Here is a 22,819-nt window from a genome sequence, read left to right as displayed (position 1 = left end):
CCTCGCGGCATGGCTGTCAACACGTCTGCGGAAGCACCGCTGCCCGTCGGTGAGGTGTCGCGGCTCATCGGGAGGTGGATCGACCGGCTCGGCGCCGTGTGGGTCGAGGGGCAGATCACCCAGCTGTCGCGGCGGCCGGGCGCCGGAGTGGTGTTCCTGACGCTGCGGGACCCCTCGCACGACATCTCCGTGGGCGTGACCTGCTACCGGCAGGTGTTCGACGCCGTGGCGGACGTGGTGAGCGAGGGCGCGCGGGTGGTGGTGCACTGCAAGCCGGAGTGGTACGCGCCGCGCGGGCAGCTGTCGCTGCGCGCCGCGGAGATCAGGCCGGTGGGGGTCGGGGAGCTGCTGGCGCGGCTGGAGCAGCTGAAGAAGTCGCTCGCGCGGGAGGGCCTGTTCGCGCCGGAGCGGAAGAAGCCGCTGCCGTTCCTGCCGCAGCTGATCGGTCTGGTGTGCGGGCGCGCCTCGGCGGCCGAGCGGGACGTGCTGGAGAACGCCCGGCACCGCTGGCCGGCCGTGCGTTTCGAGGTGCGCAACGTGGCGGTGCAGGGGGTGCACGCGGTGCCGCAGGTCGTGCAGGCCGTGAAGGAGCTGGACGCGGTCGACGACGTGGACGTGATCATCGTGGCGCGGGGCGGCGGCAGCGTGGAGGACCTGCTGCCGTTCTCCGACGAGCAGCTGGTGCGGGCGGTGGCGGCGTGCCGTACGCCCGTCGTCTCCGCGATCGGGCACGAGCCGGACAACCCGCTGCTGGACCATGTCGCCGATCTGCGGGCCTCCACGCCGACCGACGCCGCGAAGAAGGTCGTGCCCGACGTGGGCGAGGAGTCGGAGCGGGTGCGGATGCTGCGGGACCGCGCCCGGCGCTGTGTCCAGGCGCTGCTGGACCGGGAGGAGCGGGGGCTGGCCCAGGCGCTGGCCCGGCCCTCGATACAGGACCCGCACCGGATGGTCGACGCGCGGGCCGAGGAGGTCACGGCGCTGCTGGAGCGGGGCCGGCGCACGCTGCGGCACCAGCTGGACCGGGCGGACTCCGAGCTGGCGCACACGCACGCGCGCGTGGTGGCGCTCTCCCCCGCCGCGACCCTGAAGCGCGGGTACGCGGTGCTCCAGCGCGCGGACGGACACGCGGTGCGCGCCCCGGACGAGGTGGAGCCCGGCGAGGCGCTGCGGGCGCGGGTGTCCGAGGGCGAGTTCACTGTCCGAGTCGAAGCTTAGGGTGGGCGGATGACCAGCAAGACGGAGCAGGCGGCGGCGACGGACGCGGCGCTCGGGTACGAGCAGGCGCGGGACGAGCTGATCGAGGTCGTACGGCGACTGGAAGCGGGCGGTACGACGCTGGAGGAGTCCCTCGCGCTCTGGGAGCGGGGCGAGGAGCTGGCCAAGGTGTGCCGGCGCTGGCTGGAGGGGGCACGGGCCCGGCTGGACGCGGCGCTCGCCGAGGAGTCAGCGGCGGAGAAGGAGTCCGGGGACTGAACCCGGGTGCGGGGCGGCACGGGGCGGGCCCCGTGCCGCGCGTGCTCACTCGGTGCGGAGCGCCTCCGCCATCTTCGTCAGCTGGCCGAACGACGCCGTTCCGGTGACCAGGGTGGTCGAGCCGTCGGTGCCCTCCAGCACCAGGGCGTCGTAGTGGTCGCCCTCGTAGCGCGTCCAGGTCTGTCCGCCGATCCGCTGCGTGGTCTCCGTCTTCGTGGCGCCCTGGGTCGTGTCCTCGATGAACGCCGACCGCTTGCCGGCGGACTGCTCGACCGCCACGTACTCCCCGTCGGGGGCGTGGAAGCCGAGGTGCCAGGCCTCGGACTCGGCGCCCCGGTAGCGGACGGAGGTGGGCTTCCACGCCTCCGGGAGCCCCTCGGGCGCGGCCACGGGGTAGGAGGCGGCCCGGCGGGCCGTGAGCAGGTCGACCCGGTAGTCGACCCGCTTGATGTCGGGTTCGCCGTCCTCGTGCGGGATGAACAGCCAGACCACTCCCGCCGCGAGCACGATGAGAGCCAGGGAAAGGATCATGTCCCGGGCCGTTTTCTGCATGCTGCTCGTTCCTGCCACGCCCCCTATCGTCGCAGGTGCCCGGGGTGCTCATCCGTGGGGGGCCCTGCTCATTTTGTCGGACTGGCGATAGAGTCGTGCCCACACCCTCATCCGGCCGTCGTCGTACAGAAAGGTGCGCTCCGATGACCGAGCATCATCATTTGCCGTCCGAGCTCGATGTGCCCTCAGAGGCCCCCGACCGCAACCTCGCCCTGGAGCTCGTACGGGTGACCGAGGCCGCGGCGATGGCCGCGGGCCGCTGGGTAGGGCGCGGCGACAAGAACGGCGCGGACGGCGCCGCGGTGCGCGCCATGCGCACCCTCGTCTCCACCGTCTCGATGAACGGCGTCGTCGTCATCGGGGAGGGCGAGAAGGACGAGGCCCCGATGCTCTTCAACGGGGAGCGCGTGGGCGACGGGACCGGCCCCGAGTGCGACATCGCCGTCGACCCGATCGACGGTACGACCCTGACCGCCAAGGGCATGACGAACGCCATCGCGGTGCTGGCCGCCGCCGAGCGCGGCTCGATGTTCGACCCGTCGGCCGTGTTCTACATGGACAAGCTGGTCACCGGCCCGGAGGCCGCCGACTTCGTCGACATCAACGCGCCGGTGAGCGTGAACATCCGCCGGGTCGCCAAGGCCAAGCGCGCCACCCCCGAGGACGTCACCGTGGTGATCCTCGACCGGCCCCGGCACGAGGGCATCATCAAGGAGATCCGGGAGACCGGGGCGCGCATCAAGCTGATCTCCGACGGCGACGTGGCCGGCTCGATCCTGGCGCTGCGCGAGGGCACCGGCATCGATCTGCTGCTCGGTATCGGCGGCACCCCCGAGGGCATCATCTCGGCGTGCGCGGTGAAGTGCCTGGGCGGCACGATCCAGGGCAAGCTGTGGCCCAAGGACGACGAGGAGCGGCAGCGGGCGGTCGACGCGGGGCACGATCTGGACCGGGTCCTGACCACGGAGGACCTGGTCACCGGGGACAACGTGTTCTTCGTGGCGACGGGGATCACCGATGGTGAGTTGCTGCGGGGTGTGCGGTACCGGTCGGAGACGGCGACGACCGATTCGATCGTGATGCGGTCGAAGTCGGGGACGGTGCGGAGGATTGATTCCGAGCATCGGCTGTCGAAGCTGCGGGCGTACAGCGCGATTGACTTTGATCGCGCCAAGTGAAACGCGCCGGTTCTGGCGTGAGCCTGCGGCGCGTGGGCGAGTGCGGGTACGTCGTGGCTGGTCGCGCAGTTCCCCGCGCCCCTGAGGTGGGACCAGTCCCCCAGCGCTGAGAGCCAAGCGTGTTTCCCGGCAACAAGGGGCGCCCCCTGTGCGGAGGGGGCGCCCCTTTTTGTTCGCGTGTGTGGGGTCAGCCCGCTGCCGCTATGCGGCCCGGGCGGGTGTTTTTCTTCAGTTCCATTTCGCGGCGCCTGCGGCGGGCCAGGACGACGCGGCGTTCGGCGGCGGTGAGGCCGCCCCAGACGCCGTAGGGCTCGGGCTGGAGCAGGGCGTGCTCGCGGCACTCGACCATCACCGGGCAGCGGGCGCAGACGCGCTTGGCCGCCTCCTCGCGGGAGAGCCGGGCAGCGGTGGGCTCCTTCGACGGTGCGAAGAACAGCCCCGCCTCGTCCCGCCGGCACACCGCCTCGGTGTGCCAGGGGGTGTCCTGGTCCCTGTCCCGCGCTGCTGCTCGCTGGGCCGGAACGGCGGCTATCTGCAGGGACGAATGCGGCGGTTGCAGCACGGTCTACTCCTGACGACGGCTTCGCAAGCGAGACACGATGCAGCAAGGCTTACCCGATGTACGCGCGCCTATGCACTGAGTTCCGAACCGTCCCGCAGCCCGTCAGTGGCCCAGATGCCTGCGCATGCTCCGGTCCACCTTGCGCTGCACCCGGTCGAGGATGTCCGCCACGAGCTTGCCCCGCTTGGGCCGCGCCTCGACGCTGCCCAGCACCGCCCAGCCGTCGACGTAGATCACGGGGGCCTCGTCGTCGGTCGCGTCGAGCGTGTCCACCTCGAAGGAGCCGAGCACACCGCCGCCCATGCCGCGCAGCGACACGTTCTCCGGGACGCGGACCTCGACGCTGCCGAATACGGAGAACGCCTTGATCACGACCTGTTGGTGGTCGAACAGCGCCTCGCTGAGGTCGATCTCCACACTGCCGAAGATCGCGTACGCGTGGATGCGGCGGCCGGCGCGCCAGCGGCCCTTGCGGGTGGCGGCGCTGAACACCGCGACCACGTTGTCGTCGGGGTCCACGGGGATCGCGCCGGCGGTGGGGCGGTTGGGGGCGGAGGCGGGTGCCGCGCGCCGCTGGTGGGCTATCGGCAGGTCCTGGATGAACACCTCCAGCTCCCCCACCGTCTTGGCGGCCAGCACGCCCTCGACGCGCTCGGCGTGCTCGTCGGCGGTGAGACGGCCCTCAGCGAGGGCCTCGCGCAGGATGTCGGCGATACGGTCCCGGTCGGCGTCGGAGGCGCGCAGCTCTGCGGTCCGCGGTGCCGTGTCCGGCTGCTGGGCGTGCTTCTGAAGGTCCACGGCAGCAGCGTACCCAAACGCGATAGATCGCGACTACCCCCCGGCGTGGCCAACTGAGGACAACCTCACAGGTTCGCCGCGGAGAGCACGTCCTAGGCTGGTCGGCGCCCGCCAACGGAGGCGGGCGGTCTTCCGTCGAGTGAGGAATGGGCGAGATGCCTGAGTTCGAGTACGCCGATCTGCTCCCCCTGGGAGAGGACACCACCCCCTACCGGCTGGTGACCTCCGAAGGTGTCTCCACCTTCGAGGCCGACGGCCGGACCTTCCTCAAGGTGGAGCTGGAGGCGCTGCGCAAGCTCGCCGAGGAGGCCATCCACGACATCCAGCACTATCTGCGCCCCGCACACCTGGCCCAGCTGCGCCGCATCATCGACGACCCCGAGGCGTCGGGCAACGACAAGTTCGTCGCGCTGGACCTGCTGAAGAACGCGAACATCGCGGCGGCCGGCGTGCTGCCGATGTGCCAGGACACCGGTACGGCGATCGTCATGGGCAAGCGCGGGCAGAACGTGCTGACCGCGGGCGGCGACGAGGAGGCCCTGTCCCGGGGCATCTACGACGCGTACAAGAACCTGAACCTGCGCTACTCGCAGATGGCTCCGCTCACCATGTGGGAGGAGAAGAACACCGGTTCCAACCTCCCGGCGCAGATCGAGCTGTACGCGACGGACGGCGGCGCCTACAAGTTCCTGTTCATGGCCAAGGGCGGCGGCTCGGCCAACAAGAGCTTCCTGTACCAGGAGACCAAGGCCGTCCTGAACGAGACCTCCATGATGAAGTTCCTGGAGGAGAAGATCCGTTCGCTGGGCACGGCCGCCTGTCCGCCGTACCACCTGGCGATCGTCGTCGGCGGTACGTCGGCCGAGTACGCGCTGAAGACCGCGAAGTACGCCTCCGCGCACTACCTGGACGAGATCCCGACCGAGGGCTCGCCGCTCGGGCACGGGTTCCGGGACAAGGAGCTGGAGGAGAAGGTCTTCGAGCTGACGCAGAAGATCGGGATCGGGGCGCAGTTCGGGGGCAAGTACTTCTGCCACGACGTGCGGGTGGTGCGGCTGCCGCGGCACGGGGCGTCCTGCCCGGTCGCGATCGCGGTGTCCTGCTCGGCGGACCGGCAGGCGGTCGCGAAGATCACCGCCGAGGGCGTGTTCCTGGAGCAGCTGGAGACCGACCCGGCGCGGTTCCTGCCGGAGACGACGGACGAGCAGCTGTCGCAGGACGGCGACGTCGTCAAGATCGACCTCAACCAGCCGATGGACGAGATCCTGGCGGAGCTGACCAAGTACCCGGTCAAGACCCGGCTGTCCCTGACCGGCCCGCTGGTCGTCGCGCGCGACATCGCGCACGCCAAGATCAAGGAGCGGCTGGACGCGGGCGAGGAGATGCCGCAGTACCTCAAGGACCACCCGGTGTACTACGCCGGTCCGGCGAAGACGCCGGAGGGGTACGCGTCGGGGTCGTTCGGGCCGACCACGGCCGGGCGGATGGACTCCTACGTCGAGCAGTTCCAGGCGGCGGGCGGGTCCAAGGTGATGCTGGCGAAGGGGAACCGGAGCAAGCAGGTCACGGACGCGTGCGACGCGCACGGTGGGTTCTACCTCGGGTCCATCGGCGGGCCGGCGGCCCGGCTCGCGCAGGACTGCATCAAGAAGGTCGAGGTCGTCGAGTACGAGGAGCTCGGGATGGAGGCGGTGTGGAAGATCGAGGTGGAGGACTTCCCGGCGTTCATCGTGGTCGACGACAAGGGGAATGACTTCTTCCAGGATCCTTCGCCGCAGCAGCCGACGTTCACGTCGATTCCCGTGCGGGGGCCTGGGCTGGCGTAACGCGTCCACTGGGGGCGGCCGGGGTGTTGTTTCGCCCCCGCCGCCCCTTCCCATTCCCGTCCCCCGGGGGCGCTGCCCCCGGACCCCCGCTCCTCAAACGCCGGAGGGGCTAGATCTCAGCCCCTCCGGCGTTTGAGGAGCGGGGTCTGGGGCGGAGCCCCAGGTTCGGGACGGGAAGGGGCGGCGGGGGCGAATCCCATGTCCGGATAGCGGGCACCCTGTTCTTTTTTTGGACAACCTCCGGCGCGGCGCCGATTTTTCGTTGACTCCTCCAGCAACTCCGACATGCTCATGCCATGTCAATCCTGTGTGGCCCACCCCACAGCCACCTCCCGGAGGAGACAAGGTGAAACGAAGACTCGCCGTGGCGGGCATCTCGCTCGCTGTCGTGCTCGGCTGCGGAACACTCCCCGCCGCGGCCGCCGGCTCCGTACCCACCGCGGTCACCGTCGCCGCACCGAACGTCGACGTGAACAAGGTGAAGGCGCATCTCAACGAGCTGAGCGCCATCGCCGGGCGGAACGGCGGGAACCGCCGGTCCACCGGCCAGGGGTACGACGACTCCGTCGCCTATGTGAAGGGCAAGCTGCAAGCCGCCGGTTACACCGTCACCGAGCAGCCGTGCACCTCCGGCTGCACCAGCGGCGCCGGGCCCAACCTGATCGCCGAGTGGCCCAAGGGCGACGCCACCAACGTGACCATGTTCGGCGCCCACCTCGACAGCGTCTCCGCCGGGCCGGGCATGAACGACAACGGCTCCGGCTCGGCCGCCCTGCTCGAGAACGCCCTGACGCTCGCCCAGCAGAACCCGACCATGCGCAACCGGGTCCGCTTCGCCTGGTGGACCGACGAGGAGCAGGGTCTCAACGGGTCCGACTTCTACGTCCGTTCGCTCCCCTCGACCGAACGGGCGAAGATCAAGGCGTACTACAACTTCGACATGGTCGCCTCCACCAACGGCGGCTACTTCATCAACCACATCACCTCCTCGGCCGCCGCGCCGATGAAGGCGTACTGGGACTCGCTGGGGCTCCAGCCCGAGGAGAACACCGAGGGCGCCGGACGCAGCGACGACTACTCCTTCGAGCAGTACGGGATCCCCACCTCCGGCTACGCGATGGGCGCCAGTGCCCGGAAGACCTCCGCGCAGGCCGCGAAGTGGGGCGGTACGGCCGGGTCCGCGTACGACCCCTGCTACCACCGGTCCTGCGACACCCTCACCAACATCAACACCACCGGGCTCGACCGCGCCTCCGACGGTATCGCCCACACCCTGTGGCAGCGGGCCGTGGACACCGGCACGGGCGGCGACTGCGACACCGCCGGCGCCGTCGGCAACGGCGGGTTCGAGAGCGGCACCGCGCCGTGGACCGGGAACACCGGCAGCATCGGCGCCCACTCCGGGCAGACCGCCCACAGCGGCACCCGCTTCGCCTGGCTCTCGGGGTACGGGTCCACCCGCACCGAGTCGATCAGCCAGACGGTGACCGTTCCGGCCGGGTGCTCGACGGTCGCGCTGAGCTACTGGCTGCACATCGACACCGACGAGTCCGGCTCGACGCCGTACGACCGTTTCACCGTCAAGGCCGGCGGCACCACGCTCGCCACGCTGTCCAACGCCGACGCGGGCAGCGGCTATGTGCAGCGGTCGGTCGACCTGACGGCGTACGCGGGGCAGACCGTGACCCTGACGTTCACCGGCAGCGAGGACTCCTCGCTCCAGACCGGATTCGTCCTGGACGACGTCACCCTCCAGGGTTCCTGAGCACCCCCCACGGGTACTCCGCCCCGCCGCGCCTCTTGCGGCGGGGCGGAGGCCGTCCGGGAATACGCTCGTCCGGCACGGCTGCTGTGCAGGATCGGAGGTACGACGATGACGACCACGGACGACGACCGGCACTACCGCATCGAGCACGACTCCATGGGGGAGGTGAAGGTACCGGCCGACGCCAAGTGGCGCGCCCAGACCCAGCGCGCCGTGGAGAACTTCCCGGTCTCCGGACAGCGCCTGGAGCGCGCCCACATCGAGGCCCTGGCCCGGATCAAGGGCGCCGCGGCCAAGGTGAACGCCCGGCTCGGGGTGCTCGACAAGGACATCGCCGAGGCGATCCAGGAGGCGGCCGGTGAGGTCGCCGAGGGCCGGTGGGACGACCACTTCCCCGTGGACGTGTTCCAGACGGGGTCCGGGACCTCGTCCAACATGAACACCAACGAGGTCCTCGCGACGCTCGCCACCGAGCGGCTCGGGCGGGACGTGCACCCCAACGACCACGTCAACGCCTCGCAGTCGTCCAACGACGTCTTCCCGTCGTCCATCCACATCGCGGCCACCGCCGCCGTCACCCGCGACCTGATCCCGGCGCTCGACCACCTCGCCACGGCCCTGGAGCGCAAGGCCGGGGAGTTCGCGGACGTGGTGAAGTCCGGGCGTACCCACCTCATGGACGCCACGCCCGTCACCCTGGGCCAGGAGTTCGGCGGGTACGCGGCCCAGGTGCGGTACGGGATCGAGCGGCTGAACGCCTCCCTGCCGCGGCTGGCCGAGCTGCCGCTGGGCGGGACCGCCGTCGGCACCGGCATCAACACCCCGCCCGGCTTCTCCGCCGCCGTCATCGAGGAGGTCGCCCGGGCGACCGGGCTGCCGCTCACCGAGGCGCGCGACCACTTCGAGGCACAGGGCGCCCGGGACGGCATCGTCGAGACCAGCGGACAGCTGCGGACCGTCGCCGTCGGACTGACGAAGATCGCGAACGATCTCCGGTGGATGGCGTCCGGCCCCCGTACCGGCCTCGCGGAGATCGGCCTGCCCGATCTCCAGCCCGGCTCCTCGATCATGCCCGGCAAGGTCAACCCGGTGATCCCGGAGGCCGTGCTCATGGTCTGCGCGCAGGTGACCGGCAACGACGCGACCGTCGCGGCCGCCGGCGCCTCGGGCAACTTCGAGCTCAACGTGATGCTGCCGGTCATCGCGAAGAACGTGCTGGAGTCGGTGCGGCTGCTGGCCAACGTCTCCCGCCTGTTCGCCGACCGCACCATCGACGGCATCGTCGCCCACCGCGAACGGGCCCGGGAGTACGCGGAGTCGTCGCCGTCCGTGGTCACCCCGCTCAACAAGTACATCGGCTACGAGGAGGCCGCCAAGGTCGCCAAGAAGTCCCTCGCCGAGCGGAAGACCATCCGGGAGGTCGTGCTGGAGAGCGGCTACGTCGACCGCGGCGACCTCACCGTCGAACAGCTCGACGAGGCGCTGGATGTCCTGCGGATGACGCGCCCGTAAAACCCCCCGGCCCGGAGGTGAACCGTGACGGGCGGCCGCAACGTCGTATGGCCATGGCACCTAATATCTGCGCATGGCGGAGGACGGAGCGGTGACACGAGGGACAGCGGACGGCACGGCGGCGGGATTCTGGGCGCCCGGGACCCAGATCCTCTGGCGCTACCGGGAGAACGGTGGCGCGCACATCCACATCGCGCGCCCCGTCACGGTCGTACGCGACGACCCGGAGCTGCTCGCGGTGTGGATGGCGCCCGGCACCGAGTGCGTGCGGCCGGTGCTCGCCGACGGCACGCCCGTGCACGAGGAGCCACTCGGCACCCGGTACACCAGGCCGCGCACGGTGCGGCGCGACCACTGGTTCGGCACCGGCGTGCTGAAGCTGGCCCGGCCCGGTGAGCCCTGGTCCGTGTGGCTGTTCTGGGAACCGGGCTGGCAGTTCAAGAACTGGTACGTGAACCTGGAGGAGCCGCTGGCCCGTTGGGCGGGCGGAGTGGACTCCGAGGACCACTTCCTGGACATCTCCGTGCACCCGGACCGCGACTGGCACTGGCGGGACGAGGACGAGTTCGCGCAGGCCCAGCGGGACGGTCTGGTCGACCCCGCGCTGGCCGGGAGGGTGCGGGAGGCCGGGCGGGCGGCGGTGGAGACGATCGAGGCGTGGGGGTCGCCGTTCGCGGACGGCTGGGAGAACTGGCGCCCGGATCCGTCCTGGACGGTACCGTCACTGCCACAGGACTGGGACCGCACTCCCGCGCATGTGTCCTCGTGAGACCCTTGCTGCGCCCCCGGGCGGGAAACGTAGGATCGTCCTCCGCAAGGGCGCGGGACAACAACCACCGGAGCGCGCGCAGGGCTTGACCGATCGTCACTGAGGGGCGGCAGGACGTGAGCGAGGGGTACGGAAACACCGGCACCGGCCGGCGACGGCGGGCCGGCGGCACAGGAACAACCTCTGACCACGCGGGAAATCCGTTCCGGGGGCACGTATTCCGGGTATCGGAGTTTCAGCGGGACGAACCGCGCGCACGGCGTGCGCCGGACGGATGGACTCGACACGCGTGACGGAGCAGCCGACCTCCTTCGAACGCCCGCAGCCGGGCGTGGACCCCGCGGATCCCCGCGGGGCGCTCCTGCGTACCCCGCCACCGGCGCGTGGTCCGGGCACCGGAGCCGCCTTACCCGTACAGAGCCGCTCCGGCGGTGAGCCTCCCGCGCCCGGGGCCGCGTCCCCGGGGTCGTCGGGGGCCACGTCGCCGGAGACGGTCACGCCCGGCGGCACCGGTCAGGACCCGGCGCCCGAACCCGGCTCCGAGCACTCCCAGCCGGGTACCGGCCAGGGCGCGGAGCCGGACACGCACCGGCCGCGCCCCGCGCCCGAGGGCATCCCGGTGCAGCCGGCCGCGGGCCCCGACGGCAAGGAGCGGCGTTCCGGGCAGGTCACGCAGCCGGGCCGGCCCACGCCGATGCGGCGGGACGGGGACCGGCTGCGCTTCGTCGGCGCCGCGACCCGGCGGATCGCCCGCGGCATCGACCTGGACGAGATCGTGATGGGGCTGTGCCGGGCCACCGTGCCCACCTTCTCCGACGCGATCCTGGTGTATCTGCGCGATCCGCTGCCGGTCGGTGACGAGCGGCCCACCGGCCCGCTGGTGCTGCGGCTGCGCCGCACCGACCGCATCCCGGCCGAGCGGGACACCGAGGGCGGGTTCAGCACGATCGCCCCGCCGGAGCCGTCCGAGCTGGACTCGGTCGGCGCCGAGCTGTGCACCGTACGGCCCGGCAGCGCGCTCGCCGAGGTGCTGCGCGGTGTGCGGCCGGTGTTCACGGACGCGCCGGCGGCCCGTGCCGCGCTGCCCGAACTCCTCGGCGAGGAGGGCGCGTCGGCCGTTCCGGACGGGCAGCGGGCGATCCTCGCGCCGCTGCGCGGCCGGCGGCGGGTGATCGGCGCGGCGCTGTTCCTGCGCCGTCCGGAGCGCATCCCGTTCGAGGCCGACGACCTGCTGGTGGCCGCGCAGCTCGCCACGCACAGCGCCCTCGGCATCGACAAGGCGGTGCTGTACGGGCGGGAGGCGTACATCGCGGACGAGTTGCAGCGCACCATGCTGCCGGAGCACCTGCCGCGCTGCACCGGCGTGCGGCTGGCGTCGCGCTATCTGCCGGCCGCGGAGACCGCGCGGGTCGGCGGCGACTGGTACGACGCCATCCCGCTGCCCGGCAGCCGGGTCGCGCTGGTCGTCGGTGACGTGATGGGGCACTCCATGACGTCGGCGGCGATCATGGGCCAGCTGCGCACCACCGCGCAGACCCTGGCCGGTCTCGACCTGCCCCCGCAGGAGGTGCTGCACCACCTCGACGAGCAGGCGCAGCGGCTCGGCGTGGACCGCATGGCGACCTGCCTGTACGCGGTGTACGACCCGGTATCGCACCGCATCACCATCGCCAACGCCGGTCATCCGCCGCCGGTGCTGCTGGAGCTGGGCGGGCGCGCCGAGGTGCTGCGGGTGCCGGCGGGCGCGCCGATCGGTGTGGGCGGGGTGGACTTCGAGGCCGTGGAGCTGGACGCGCCCGCCGGGGCGACGCTGCTGCTGTACACCGACGGTCTGGTGGAGTCCCGGCTGCGGGACGTGTGGACCGGTATCGAGCAGTTGCGGGAGAAGCTGGCCGCGACCGCGCAGCTGACCGGGCCGGATCATCCGCCGCCCCTTGAGGCGCTGTGCGACGAGGTGCTGGACATGCTCGGTCCGGGCGACCGGGACGACGACATCGCGCTGCTCGCCGCCCGTTTCGACGGGATCGCGCCGAGCGACGTGGCGTACTGGTTCCTGGAGCCGGAGGACGCGGCCCCCGGCCGGGCCCGCCGGCTGGCCCGGCGGGCGCTGTCCCGCTGGGGCATGGAGGAGCTGAGCGACTCGGTGGAGCTGCTGGTCAGCGAGGTGGTGACCAATGCCGTGCGGTACGCGACGCGGCCGGTCACGCTGCGGCTGCTGCGCACCGACGTGCTGCGCTGCGAGGTCGGTGACGACGTGCCGCAGCTGCCGCGGCTGCGGCAGGCGCGGGCCACGGACGAGGGCGGGCGCGGGCTGTATCTGGTGAACCGGCTGGCCCGGCGCTGGGGCGCGACCCGGCTGAGCACGGGCAAGGTGGTGTGGTTCGAGCTGAACAGCGGCTGAGCCGTACGACGGTGAGGGGCGCCCGGTGCGGTCACCGGGCGCCCCTCGTCTGTCCCGTCTACTGCTCCAGGTCGTCCTCCGGGTCGTCCGGGTCGCCGCCCGGCAGGCCGAACGTGGGCGGTACGGAGGGCGTCCTCGTCGGCGGCTCCGACGTCGGCGTCTGGGTGGGCGGCTCCGACGTCGGCGTCTGCGACGGCGTGTCGGACGGCTCCTGGGTGGTCGGCTCCTCGGTCGTCGGCTCCTGGCTCGGTGTGTCCGAGGGCGACTGGGAGACCGTGGGCGTGTCGGACGGCTTCACCGCGGCGCCCTGCTTGGTGTCCAGGTCGAACTCAGTGACCTCGTCCATGACGCCGAAGGTGTAGGCGGCCCAGATCTCCGCCGGGGGGCCACCGCCGTTGACGCGGTAGTCGACCCCGGCCGCCCGGTACATCGGGACCTGCTTGCCGGTCTTGGCGTCCTCACCGAACAGGCCGACAGAGGTGACCAGTTCGGGGGTGAAGCCGGTGAACCAGGCCGACTTGTTGTTGTCGGAGGTACCGGTCTTGCCGGCGACCACCTGGCCGTCGCGCAAGGGGTTGTCGCGCACCGACACCCTGGCCGTACCGTCGTCGACCACGCCGGTCAGCACGGAGGTCACCGTGTCGGCGGCCTCGCGGCTGATGACCTGCTCACCGATCGGGTCGGGGAACTCGATCGCGCGGTCCTTGTGCTCGACGGACTTCACGAGGGCCGGGGTGACCTTCTTGCCGTGGTTGTCGAGGGTGGCGTAGACACCGGCCATCTCCAGCGGGCTGGCGCCCATACTGCCCAGGGTCTGGGCCGGCACGGCCTCCATGCCCTCGGTCTCCATGCCGAGCTCGCCCGCCGTCTCGACCACCTCGGGCATGCCGACGTCGATGCCCATCTGCGCGAAGACGGAGTTGACGGACTTGTTCATCGCCTCCTGGACGGTGATGTCGCCGTAACTCCGGTCGTCCTCGTTGGGGGGCGCGAAGCCGACCTTCTTGCCGCCGTCCACCACGGGGCGCTCGCTCGTGCCGTCGTAGATCGTGTTCGCCGTGATCGGCACGCCGTCCTGGGTCTCGGCGTCCTGGTCCACGGCCGCGGCGAGGATCAGCGGCTTGAAGGTGGAGGCGGCCTGGTAGTCGTCGCGGGTGGCGTTGTTCCGGTAGTGCTTCACGTAGTCCACACCGCCGTACATCGCCAGGACCTCGCCCGTCTTCGGGTCCACGGAGACGGCACCGGCCTGGACGTCGGCGTCGACCTCGCGCTTGTCGGGGTCGAGCCTGCTGGTGAGCTTGGCCTTGACCGCCTCCTCCAGCGCCTTCTGCTTCTTCTTGTCGATGTTGAGCGTGACGGTGTAGCCGCCGAGGTCCAGCATGGCCTCGGCCTGCTCCATGTCCGCCGCGGCCCCTTGGGCGACGAGCTGCTGCTTGAGCGCGGTGTTGGCGGCCTCGACCAGGTACCCGGTCTGGCCCTCCATGCCGGGGGCGGCCTTGGGCTCCTTGGGGACCGGGAACTTCAGGGCCTGCCGGTCGGCGGAGTCCAGCCACTTCTGCTCGACCATGTTGTCCAGGACGTAGTTCCAGCGCTCCTGGACCAGCTTCTTGCCGGTGTCACTGGCGATGGCCCAGTCGTACTGGTTCGGCGCCTGGAGCAGCGCGGCGAGGTAGGCGCCCTGCTCGACGGTGAGGTCCTCGGCGTCGACGCGGTAGTAGGCCTGCGCGGCGGCCTGGATGCCGTAGGCGCCGCGGCCGTAGTAGCTGGTGTTGATGTAGCCGGCGAGGATGTAGTCCTTGGACTTCTCCCGGTCCAGCTTCAGCGAGATGACCAGTTCCTTCAGCTTGCGGCTGACGGTCTGTTCCTGCGTCAGGTAGTAGTTCTTGACGTACTGCTGGGTGATCGTCGAACCGCCCTGCGCGCCCTTGCCGGAGACGGTGTTGAGCAGGCCGCGCGCGGTGCCCTTGATGTCGACGCCGGAGTCCTTGTAGAAGGTCTTGTTCTCGGCGGCGACGAAGGTGCGCTGGACGTCCTTGGGTACCTTCGCCAGGTCGACGATCTCACGGTTGCGATCGCCCGTGCGGGCCATGATGCTGCCGTCGCTGTACTTGTACACGTTGCTCTGGAGCTCGGCGTCGGCGTTCCCCTCGGGAATGTCGATCACCATGTACAGCACGATGAAGGCGCCCATGCCGAGCAGACAGAGGCCGAAGAAGGTGCCGAGGATCTTCTTCCAGGTGAAGAGGCGGCGTATGCCGGTGCGCCCGGCCGCGCCCGACGAGCGGCGGCCCTTGGGTGCCGCACGGCGCCCACCGCGCTGTCGTGCGCGTCTTTCTTCCGCTCGTCCCATGCGTCCGTTCCGCTCCGCTTCGTTCGTGTGTGCTCGGCAGCCACACCAGTTCGCCGCTCAGGTCAGCTCAGAAAGCTAACACCGGGAGCTATGACAAAGGGCCGCCGATCCGGTCTTTACGGGCGTGACAATCAGCACCCGTCCCAACGGAACCGACGTTCGAACCTGGTTCAAGGTTGCCGAGGCAGGGTAAAGTGATATCACTTAGATAGACAGGCGCTAGCCGCTCGGCGAGCGCCCGAAAGAACGGGGGATCACCCATGTCCACACACGACACGCAGGTCACGGCCGACGTGCCCGAGATGCCGGCCCCACGCGTACGGGAGTTCGCGGCGCACAGCATCGGCGGCGGGCTGGCGCTGCTGCTCGGCCTCGTCGGCCTGCTGATCGGCGCGGCGATGGTCGTCGGCGCCACGGCGGTCGACGGGGCCGGCGCCAAGGCGCTGCTGATCATCCTCGGCATCCTGGTCGCCATAGCCGCGTTCCTCGCCATGTGCGGGCTGAACATGGTGGCGCCGGGCGAGGCGCGCGTGGTGCAGCTCTTCGGCCGCTACCGGGGCACGATCCGGCAGGACGGGCTGCGCTGGGTGAACCCGCTGACCTCGCGCAGGAAGATCTCGACGCGGGTGCGCAACCACGAGACAGCGGTCCTGAAGGTGAACGACGCCTACGGCAACCCGATCGAGCTGGCCGCGGTCGTGGTGTGGCGGGTCGAGGACACCGCCCAGGCCACCTTCGAGGTGGACGACTACATCGAGTTCGTCTCCACCCAGACCGAGGCGGCCGTGCGCCACATCGCGATCGAGTACCCCTACGACGCCCACGACGAGGACGGCCTCTCGCTGCGCGGCAACGCGGAGGAGATCACCGAGAAGCTCGCCGTCGAGCTCCACGCGCGCGTGGAGGCGGCCGGTGTGCAGATCATCGAGTCCCGCTTCACCCACCTCGCCTACGCCCCCGAGATCGCCTCGGCGATGCTCCAGCGGCAGCAGGCGGGGGCCGTCGTGGCGGCGCGCCAGAAGATCGTGGAGGGCGCCGTCGGCATGGTCGAGTCGGCCCTGGCCCGGATCGCCGAGCAGGACATCGTGGAGCTGGACCCGGAGCGGAAGGCGGCGATGGTGTCCAACCTGATGGTGGTGCTGTGCGGGGACCGCTCCGCGCAGCCGGTCCTCAACACCGGGACGCTCTACCAGTGACGACTCCGTCCGGGGGCTCGGCCCCCCAGGGTCGGCCGCAGCGCAAGCAGGTCCTGCTGCGGCTCGACCCGTCGGTGTACGAGGCGCTGGCCCGCTGGGCCAACGACGAGTTCCGGTCCGCCAACGCGCAGATCGAGTTCCTGCTGCGGCGCGCGCTCGCGGAGGCGGGGAGGCTGCCGGGTGACGCCGGGCCCCTTCCCCGCCGGGGGAGGCCACCCGGGGGCTCAGTAGCAGAACCGTGACAATCGGCCCCCACCTGGGCCGCCGTACGCCCCGCCACGAGCTACACACTCCGCGTATACATACGGCGTATACACCGTGTGTAGAGTGCTCGCATGTCCATCGGTCACACCCTCCTGGGGCTCCTGGAGTCCGGCCCGCGTCACGGTTACGACCTGAAGCGGGCCTTCGACGAGAAGTTCGGTCACGACCGGCCGCTGCACTACGGCCAGGTCTACTCGACGATGTCCCGTCTGCTGAAGAACGGGCTCGTCGAAGTCGACGGCATCGAGGCCGGCGGCGGCCCCGAGCGGAAGCGGTACGCGATCACCGAGGCCGGCATCACCGATGTCGAGCGCTGGCTCGCCACCCCGGAGAAGCCGGAGCCGTACCTCCAGTCGACCCTCTACACCAAGGTCGTCCTCGCCCTGCTCACCAGCCGGGACGCCGCCGACATCCTCGACACGCAGCGCTCGGAGCATCTGCGCGGCATGCGGATCCTCACCGACCGCAAGCGCAACGGCGATCTCGCCGACCAGCTCATCTGCGACCACGCCCTGTTCCACCTCGAGGCCGATCTGCGCTGGCTGGAGCTGACCGCGGCGCGTCTCGACAAGCTCCGTGAGGCGGTGGCCCGATGACCTCCGTACCCGCCGGTTCCCTGCTGACCGCCCAGGACCTGCGCAAGGCCTACGGCCCGACCACCGCGCTCGACGGCGCCGCGTTCTCCATCCACCCCGGCGAGGTCGTCGCCGTGATGGGGCCCTCCGGATCGGGCAAGTCGACGCTGCTGCACTGTCTCGCCGGCATCGTCACCCCGGACTCCGGGTCGATCATGTACAACGGGCGTGAGCTGACCACCATGAACGACGCCGAGCGCAGCGCGCTGCGCCGCTCGGAGTTCGGCTTCGTCTTCCAGTTCGGGCAGCTCGTCCCGGAGCTCACCTGCGTGGAGAACGTCGCCCTGCCGCTGCGGCTGAACGGCACTCCCCGCAAGGAGGCCGAGCGGGCCGCGCTGACCTGGATGGAGCGGCTGGAGGTCGACGACGTCGGCCGGAAGCGGCCCGGCGAGGTGTCCGGCGGTCAGGGCCAGCGGGTGGCGGTGGCCCGTGCCCTGGTCACCGGCCCCCGGGTGCTGTTCGCCGACGAGCCGACCGGCGCGCTGGACTCGCTCAACGGCGAGCGCGTGATGGAGCTGCTCACCGACGCCGCCCGGTCCGCGAACGCCGCCGTCGTCCTCGTCACGCACGAGGCGCGGGTGGCCGCGTACTCCGACCGCGAGATCGTCGTGCGCGACGGGAAGTCCCGGGACATGGAGCGCGTCGTATGAGTGCGCGACAGTGGGGGCGGGACCTCGGCATGGGGCTCCGGTTCGCCTTCGCCGGCGGACGCGAGGGGTGGATCCGGGCGCTGCTCACCGCCGTCGGAGTCGGGCTCGGTGTGGCGCTGCTGCTGCTCACCACCGCCCTGCCCGGTGCCCTGGCGGAGCGCGACCGGCGGGAGGAGGCGCGCCTCGACTACACCTTCGGCCAGGAGATCGAGAAGAAGGCCGACAACACCCTCGTCATCGCGCGGACCGACACCGAGTTCGACGGCCGGGACGTCCGCGGCCGGCTGCTGGAGCCGGAGGGCGACAAGGCTCCGCTGCCGCCGGGACTGCGGGAGTTCCCGGCGGCGGGTGACATGGTGGTCTCCCCCGCGCTCAGGGAACTGCTCGACTCCGACGGCGCCGCGCTGCTGCGCGAGCGGCTGCCGTACGACATCGTGGGAACGATCGGCGAGCCGGGGCTGATCGGTTCGCAGGAACTCGCCTACTACGCGGGCGGCAAGGACCTCGCGCAGCGGATCGGCAGCTCGCCGGCGGTCCGCCTGGACTCGTTCGGGAACCCCGACCCCACGGTGCAGGAGGCGGATCCGGTCCTCGTCCTGCTGGTCCTGGTCGTCTTCGTGGTGCTGCTGACGCCGGTCGCCGTGTTCATCGCCGCGGCCGTGCGGTTCGGCGGCGAGCGGCGCGACCGCCGGCTTGCCGCGCTGCGGCTGGTCGGCTCCGACGGCGGCATGACCCGGCGGATCGCCGCGGGCGAGGCGTCGGCGGGGCGCTCCTCGGGCTGGTCTTCGGCACCGGGTTCTTCCTGGCGGGACGCGAATTCGCGGCGTCCTTCGAGGTGTTCCACATCAGCGTCTTCCCGAGCTATCTGAACCCCTCGCCGCTGCTGGCGCTGCTGGTCGCGGTGGCGGTTCCGGGGGCCGCGGTGCTGGTGACCCTGCTGGCGCTGCGCGGGGTGGTCATCGAGCCGCTGGGCGTGGTGCGCACGGCCCGGCCCGCGCGCCGCCGGCTGTGGTGGCGGCTGCTGCTGCCGCTGGCCGGGATCGGCATGCTGCTCCCCATGCTCGGCCAGGGCCGGGAGAACGGGGACTTCAACCAGTACCTGGTCACCGGCGGTGTCCTCTGCCTGCTCATCGGCGTCACCGCGCTGCTGCCGTGGATCGTGGAGACGGTCGTCGCCCGGCTCGGCTCGGGCAGCGTCTCCTGGCAACTGGCGGTGCGTCGCCTCCAGTTGAGCAGCGGCACGGCGGCCCGCATGGTCAACGGCATCGCGGTGGCCGTGGCCGGCGCGATCGCGCTCCAGATGCTGTTCGCCGGAGTCGAGGGCGACTACACCGAGGAGACCGGCTACGACGTGTCGCGGGCGCAGATGCAGGTCCGCGTGCCGGAGGGCACGGAACTCGCCACCGCCACGACGAGGCTCGAGGAGACCGAGGGCGTCCGCAAGGTCTACGCCCTGTCCGAGGGGTACTTCGGCGACCGGCCCTGGAAGGAGGAGCCGCAGCGCAGCGCCGAGCTGACCATCGGTGACTGCGCGACCCTGCGCGAGATCGCGAAGCTGCCCTCGTGCGCGGACGGCGACGCGTTCGCGGTCCGGGGCGGCGAGTACGACACGGACACCCCCTCACTGAGCAAGCCGGGCCAGAAGCTGTACCTGGAGAGGTCCACCGCGGACGGCACCCCCGAGGACGTCGTGTGGAGCGTCCCCGGGACGCTGAAGCAGGCCGACTCCATCGAGGACCCGACGGGCACCAGGCGCGGCGGCTTCCTGATCACCCGGGGCGCGATGCCCGCGGACATGGCGGACGCGGTCAGCGGCGAGCTGTACCTGTCGGTCGACGACTCCGTGCCGTACGCCCGCGACCACGTGCGCAACACGGCGGCCGCGATCGACCCGCTCGCCGAGCCGATGACGTGGTACGCCACCGAGCGCTCCGACCGCTACGACACCATCCGCACGGGCCTGTTCGCCGGCGCGGTGGCCGTGCTCGCGCTGATCGGGGCGAGCCTGCTCGTCTCCCAGCTGGAGCAACTGCGGGAACGCCGCAAGCTGTTGTCGTCCCTGGTCGCGTTCGGCACCCGGCGGCGCACGCTGAGCCTGTCGGTGCTGTGGCAGACGGCGATCCCGATCGGCCTGGGCCTGCTGCTGGCGGCGGCGGTGGGCATGACCCTGGGCACGGTACTGCTGCGGATGACGAGCACACCGGTCCGCGTGGACTGGGCGAGCGTGCTCCAGATGACGGGCATCGGCGCGGGCGTGGTCCTGGCGGTAACCCTGCTCAGCCTCCCACCCCTCCTACGCATGATGCGCCCGGACGGCCTCCGCACGGAGTAGGGGCGTGACCGCCCCCGCTCACCTCAGCCCCTCGGACGCTCAATCAGCCCCTCCGGCGCTTGAGGAGCGGGGGCGCGGGGGCAGCACCCCCAACTCAGCCCCTCCGGCGTTTGAGGAGCGGGGGTCCGGGGGCGGCGCCCCCGGAAAGGTCGGGAACGGGAAGGGGCGGCGGGGGCGACCTCACCCCACGGTCCGCACCGGCAACCCCCGCATCGACCCCCGCAACGCACCCGCCAGCTCCTCGTACTCACCACCCCGCGCCGCCCCCGTCCGCATAGCGAGCGCGATCCGCCGACTCGGCGCCGGCTCGGCGAACGAGGCAGTCAGCAACTGCGCGGACCGGGCCGTCTCCACCCGAACCGCCGTACGCGGCAACAGAGTCACCCCAAGACCCCCCGCGACCAACTGAACAAGCGTGGACAGCCCGGCCGCCGTAGTGGTGGCCGGCACCCCCGCCCGCCCCGCCTCCCGGCAGATGTCCAGCGCCTGGTCCCGCAGACAGTGCCCCTCGTCGAGCAGCAGCAGATTCAGCTCCCGCAACGCCGCACGGGGCACGCCCTCCCGCCCGCCGAGCGGATGACCGAGCGGGGTGACCAGCACGAAGTCCTCATCGAACAAGGGAAGTTCGGTGACCCCGGGCACGCCCAGCGGAACAGCGAGCAGCAGCAGGTCGAGCCGGCCACCGGCCAGCCCGTCCAGCAGGTTCGCGGTCTGCTCCTCGTGCACCTGGAGGTCGAGGTGCGGATAGCGGTCGTGGACCAGCCGCAGAACCGTGGGCAGCAGATAGGGGGCGACCGTCGGGATGACACCGAGCCGCAGCGCCCCGGTGAACGGCGCCCGCAGCGCGTCCGACTCCTCCATCAGCGCCCCGACCTCCTCCAGTACGGCCTTGGCGCGGACCGCGAGCCGCTCACCGGCGGGCGAGAGCAGCACCTTGCGCGTCGTACGCTCCAGGAGGGTCACCCCGAGCGTCTCCTCCAGCGCCGACACGGCGCCCGAGAGCGCCGGCTGGCTCATCCCGATCGCCGCGGCGGCGTCCCGGAAGTGCAGATGCTCGGCCACCGCGGCGAACGCCCGCAGCTGCGCGAGGCTGGGCTGCCGACGCCTCTTACCCACGGTCACTGATAGCTACCTCCGATCAACGCGACCAAGTGTAGCTATTTCACTAATCAATGCACCCTGTGCCAACATCATTCAGGTCCAACCCATGGGAAACGCCCGCAATCCGGGTGTTTCTTCGCTGCAAGGAGAGCCTGTGCTCACTGTCGGTGACAAGTTCCCCGAGTTCGAACTGACCGCCTGTGTCTCGCTGGAGAAGGGCAAGGAGTTCGAGACGATCAACCACAAGACCTACGAGGGCAAGTGGAAGATCGTGTTCGCGTGGCCCAAGGACTTCACCTTCGTGTGCCCGACCGAGATCGCCGCCTTCGGCAAGCTGAACGACGAGTTCGCCGACCGCGACGCCCAGGTCCTCGGCTTCTCCGGTGACTCGGAGTTCGTCCACCACGCCTGGCGCAAGGACCACGACGACCTGCGCGACCTGCCGTTCCCGATGATGGCGGACTCCAAGCACGAGCTGATGCGCGACCTCGGCATCGAGGGCGAGGACGGCTTCGCCAAGCGCGCCGTGTTCATCGTGGACCAGAACAACGAGATCCAGTTCTCCATGGTGACCGCCGGCTCCGTCGGCCGTAACCCCAAGGAGGTCCTGCGGGTTCTGGACGCCCTCCAGACCGACGAGCTCTGCCCGTGCAACTGGAGCAAGGGCGACGAGACCCTGGACCCGGTCGCGCTGCTGGCCGGGGAGTGAGCTGACATGTCGCTCGACTCCCTCAAGTCCCGCATACCGGACTACGCCAAGGACCTGAAGCTCAACCTGGGCTCGGTCATCGGCAACTCCGACCTGCCGGCCCAGCAGCTGTGGGGCACGGTGCTGTCGACGGCGATCGCCTCGCGCTCGGCCATCGTGCTGCGCGAGCTGGAGCCGGAGGCGAAGGCGAACCTGTCGCCGGAGGCGTACACGGCCGCCAAGGCCGCCGCCGCGGTGATGGCGATGAACAACGTCTTCTACCGCACCCGTCACCTGCTGTCGGACCACGAGTACGGCAACCTGCGCGCCGGTCTGCGGATGAACGTCATCGGCAACCCGGGTGTCGACAAGGTCGACTTCGAGTTCTGGTCCTTCGCGGTGTCCGCGATCAACGGCTGCGGCATGTGCCTCGACTCGCACGAGCAGGTGCTGCGCAAGGCGGGCGTGGAGCGTGAGACCGTCCAGGAGGCGTTCAAGATCGCAGCGGTGATCCAGGCGGTTGCCGCGACCCTGGACGCGGAAGCGTCCCTGGCGGAGTAACTCCGCCCCCAAATAGGGCCCGCCCACCTACCCAGGTGGCCGGGCCCTACGCACACACCCACCGCTAGCCGCGGGCAGCCCCACCGCTCTCCGACGCCACCCCCGCCGCATCCGGCGGCAGCTCCGCCGCCCTCCTCGCGAGGCCTCGTCGCCCTCCGCAGCAGCTGCGCCGCCCTCCGCTCTCCGCTCTCCGCGGGCAGTCG

At 71.0% G+C, this 22,819-nt stretch carries 19 protein-coding genes and 1 pseudogene; 15 read left to right on the top strand and 5 right to left on the bottom strand.

Features of this window, described 5'->3' with window-relative positions; translation table 11 throughout:
- Positions 1–9 precede the first annotated feature (9 nt).
- Both xseA and ACZ470_RS06945 read left to right on the top strand, forming a co-directional pair.
- On the top strand, positions 10–1,218 hold the full coding sequence (gene xseA, locus ACZ470_RS06950; protein WP_468425071.1) for an exodeoxyribonuclease VII large subunit: 1,209 nt from the start codon (positions 10–12) through the stop codon (positions 1,216–1,218).
- A gap of 9 nt (positions 1,219–1,227) precedes the next feature.
- Positions 1,228–1,476: an exodeoxyribonuclease VII small subunit gene (locus ACZ470_RS06945; protein ID WP_468425069.1), complete on the top strand. Its 249-nt coding sequence runs from the start codon at positions 1,228–1,230 to the stop codon at positions 1,474–1,476.
- Between the two features lie 45 nt (positions 1,477–1,521).
- On the opposite strand, the gene ACZ470_RS06940 is transcribed toward ACZ470_RS06945, so the two are convergent.
- Positions 1,522–2,028, bottom strand: coding sequence for a DUF4245 domain-containing protein (locus ACZ470_RS06940; protein WP_468425067.1), 507 nt, complete (start codon positions 2,026–2,028; stop codon positions 1,522–1,524).
- A gap of 143 nt (positions 2,029–2,171) precedes the next feature.
- Here ACZ470_RS06940 and glpX point away from each other — a divergent pair, with 143 nt between their 5' ends.
- Complete coding sequence (glpX, locus tag ACZ470_RS06935) at positions 2,172–3,206, top strand: class II fructose-bisphosphatase (protein ID WP_030859952.1); 1,035 nt, start codon at positions 2,172–2,174, stop codon at positions 3,204–3,206.
- A gap of 187 nt (positions 3,207–3,393) precedes the next feature.
- On the opposite strand, the gene ACZ470_RS06930 is transcribed toward glpX, so the two are convergent.
- Positions 3,394–3,768: a WhiB family transcriptional regulator gene (locus tag ACZ470_RS06930; RefSeq protein ID WP_468425065.1), complete on the bottom strand. Its 375-nt coding sequence runs from the start codon at positions 3,766–3,768 to the stop codon at positions 3,394–3,396.
- A 102-nt stretch (positions 3,769–3,870) separates the two neighbouring features.
- Complete coding sequence (locus tag ACZ470_RS06925; RefSeq protein WP_468425063.1) at positions 3,871–4,566, bottom strand: DUF1707 SHOCT-like domain-containing protein; 696 nt, start codon at positions 4,564–4,566, stop codon at positions 3,871–3,873.
- 146 nt (positions 4,567–4,712) lie between these two features.
- On the opposite strand from ACZ470_RS06925, the gene ACZ470_RS06920 reads away from it, so the two are divergent.
- From ACZ470_RS06920 to ACZ470_RS06900, 5 genes are all read left to right on the top strand, one after another.
- On the top strand, positions 4,713–6,392 hold the full coding sequence (locus tag ACZ470_RS06920; protein ID WP_468425062.1) for a fumarate hydratase: 1,680 nt from the start codon (positions 4,713–4,715) through the stop codon (positions 6,390–6,392).
- 346 nt (positions 6,393–6,738) lie between these two features.
- Positions 6,739–8,157 carry a M28 family metallopeptidase gene (locus ACZ470_RS06915; protein ID WP_468425060.1) on the top strand — a complete coding sequence of 473 codons (1,419 nt, stop codon included), beginning with the start codon at positions 6,739–6,741 and terminating at the stop codon, positions 8,155–8,157.
- A gap of 108 nt (positions 8,158–8,265) precedes the next feature.
- Entirely contained in the window at positions 8,266–9,669 is a 1,404-nt protein-coding gene (locus ACZ470_RS06910) for a class II fumarate hydratase (protein WP_468425058.1), read from the top strand.
- Between the two features lie 73 nt (positions 9,670–9,742).
- Complete coding sequence (fomD, locus tag ACZ470_RS06905; protein ID WP_468425056.1) at positions 9,743–10,438, top strand: cytidylyl-2-hydroxypropylphosphonate hydrolase; 696 nt, start codon at positions 9,743–9,745, stop codon at positions 10,436–10,438.
- A 274-nt stretch (positions 10,439–10,712) separates the two neighbouring features.
- The gene (locus ACZ470_RS06900) at positions 10,713–12,839 is read left to right on the top strand and encodes a SpoIIE family protein phosphatase (RefSeq protein WP_468425054.1); all 2,127 of its coding nucleotides are present in this window, start codon (positions 10,713–10,715) and stop codon (positions 12,837–12,839) included.
- A 58-nt stretch (positions 12,840–12,897) separates the two neighbouring features.
- Here the strand turns inward: ACZ470_RS06900 and ACZ470_RS06895 are convergent, their stop codons facing one another.
- Positions 12,898–15,189, bottom strand: coding sequence for a transglycosylase domain-containing protein (locus ACZ470_RS06895; RefSeq protein ID WP_468425052.1), 2,292 nt, complete (start codon positions 15,187–15,189; stop codon positions 12,898–12,900).
- Between the two features lie 260 nt (positions 15,190–15,449).
- Here ACZ470_RS06895 and ACZ470_RS06890 point away from each other — a divergent pair, with 260 nt between their 5' ends.
- The 5 genes and pseudogenes from ACZ470_RS06890 (at position 15,450) to ACZ470_RS06870 (ending at position 20,266) form a co-directional block, all read left to right on the top strand.
- Complete coding sequence (locus ACZ470_RS06890; RefSeq protein ID WP_468425051.1) at positions 15,450–16,385, top strand: SPFH domain-containing protein; 936 nt, start codon at positions 15,450–15,452, stop codon at positions 16,383–16,385.
- Complete coding sequence (locus ACZ470_RS06885) at positions 16,382–16,627, top strand: type II toxin-antitoxin system antitoxin (RefSeq protein ID WP_468425050.1); 246 nt, start codon at positions 16,382–16,384, stop codon at positions 16,625–16,627. The genes ACZ470_RS06890 and ACZ470_RS06885 overlap by 4 nt, the downstream gene beginning before the upstream one ends.
- A gap of 93 nt (positions 16,628–16,720) precedes the next feature.
- A complete protein-coding gene (locus ACZ470_RS06880) occupies positions 16,721–17,245 on the top strand; it encodes a PadR family transcriptional regulator (protein ID WP_468425049.1) in 525 nt (174 codons plus the stop codon).
- Entirely contained in the window at positions 17,242–17,934 is a 693-nt protein-coding gene (locus ACZ470_RS06875; protein WP_468425048.1) for an ABC transporter ATP-binding protein, read from the top strand. Before ACZ470_RS06880 ends, ACZ470_RS06875 begins: the two co-directional genes overlap by 4 nt.
- A pseudogene (locus ACZ470_RS06870) lies at positions 17,931–20,266 on the top strand (ABC transporter permease). The gene ACZ470_RS06875 and the pseudogene ACZ470_RS06870 overlap by 4 nt, the downstream one beginning before the upstream one ends.
- Positions 20,267–20,446: 180 nt before the next feature.
- On the opposite strand, the gene ACZ470_RS06865 reads toward ACZ470_RS06870, so the two are convergent.
- Positions 20,447–21,388 (bottom strand): LysR substrate-binding domain-containing protein, encoded by a 942-nt coding sequence (locus tag ACZ470_RS06865; RefSeq protein ID WP_468425046.1) that lies wholly within the window; start codon positions 21,386–21,388, stop codon positions 20,447–20,449.
- 133 nt (positions 21,389–21,521) lie between these two features.
- On the opposite strand from ACZ470_RS06865, the gene ACZ470_RS06860 reads away from it, so the two are divergent.
- Both ACZ470_RS06860 and ACZ470_RS06855 read left to right on the top strand, forming a co-directional pair.
- Positions 21,522–22,076, top strand: a complete 555-nt coding sequence (locus ACZ470_RS06860) for a peroxiredoxin (protein ID WP_149547415.1) — start codon at positions 21,522–21,524, stop codon at positions 22,074–22,076.
- A 6-nt stretch (positions 22,077–22,082) separates the two neighbouring features.
- Entirely contained in the window at positions 22,083–22,616 is a 534-nt protein-coding gene (locus ACZ470_RS06855) for an alkyl hydroperoxide reductase (RefSeq protein WP_468425044.1), read from the top strand.
- The last annotated feature ends 203 nt before the right edge of the window (positions 22,617–22,819 follow it).

This window comes from Streptomyces sp. NPDC031111 (genome assembly GCF_055570675.1).
The sequence above is the reverse complement of the archived record's forward strand: the minus strand, read 5'-3'. Positions and strand labels throughout refer to the sequence as shown.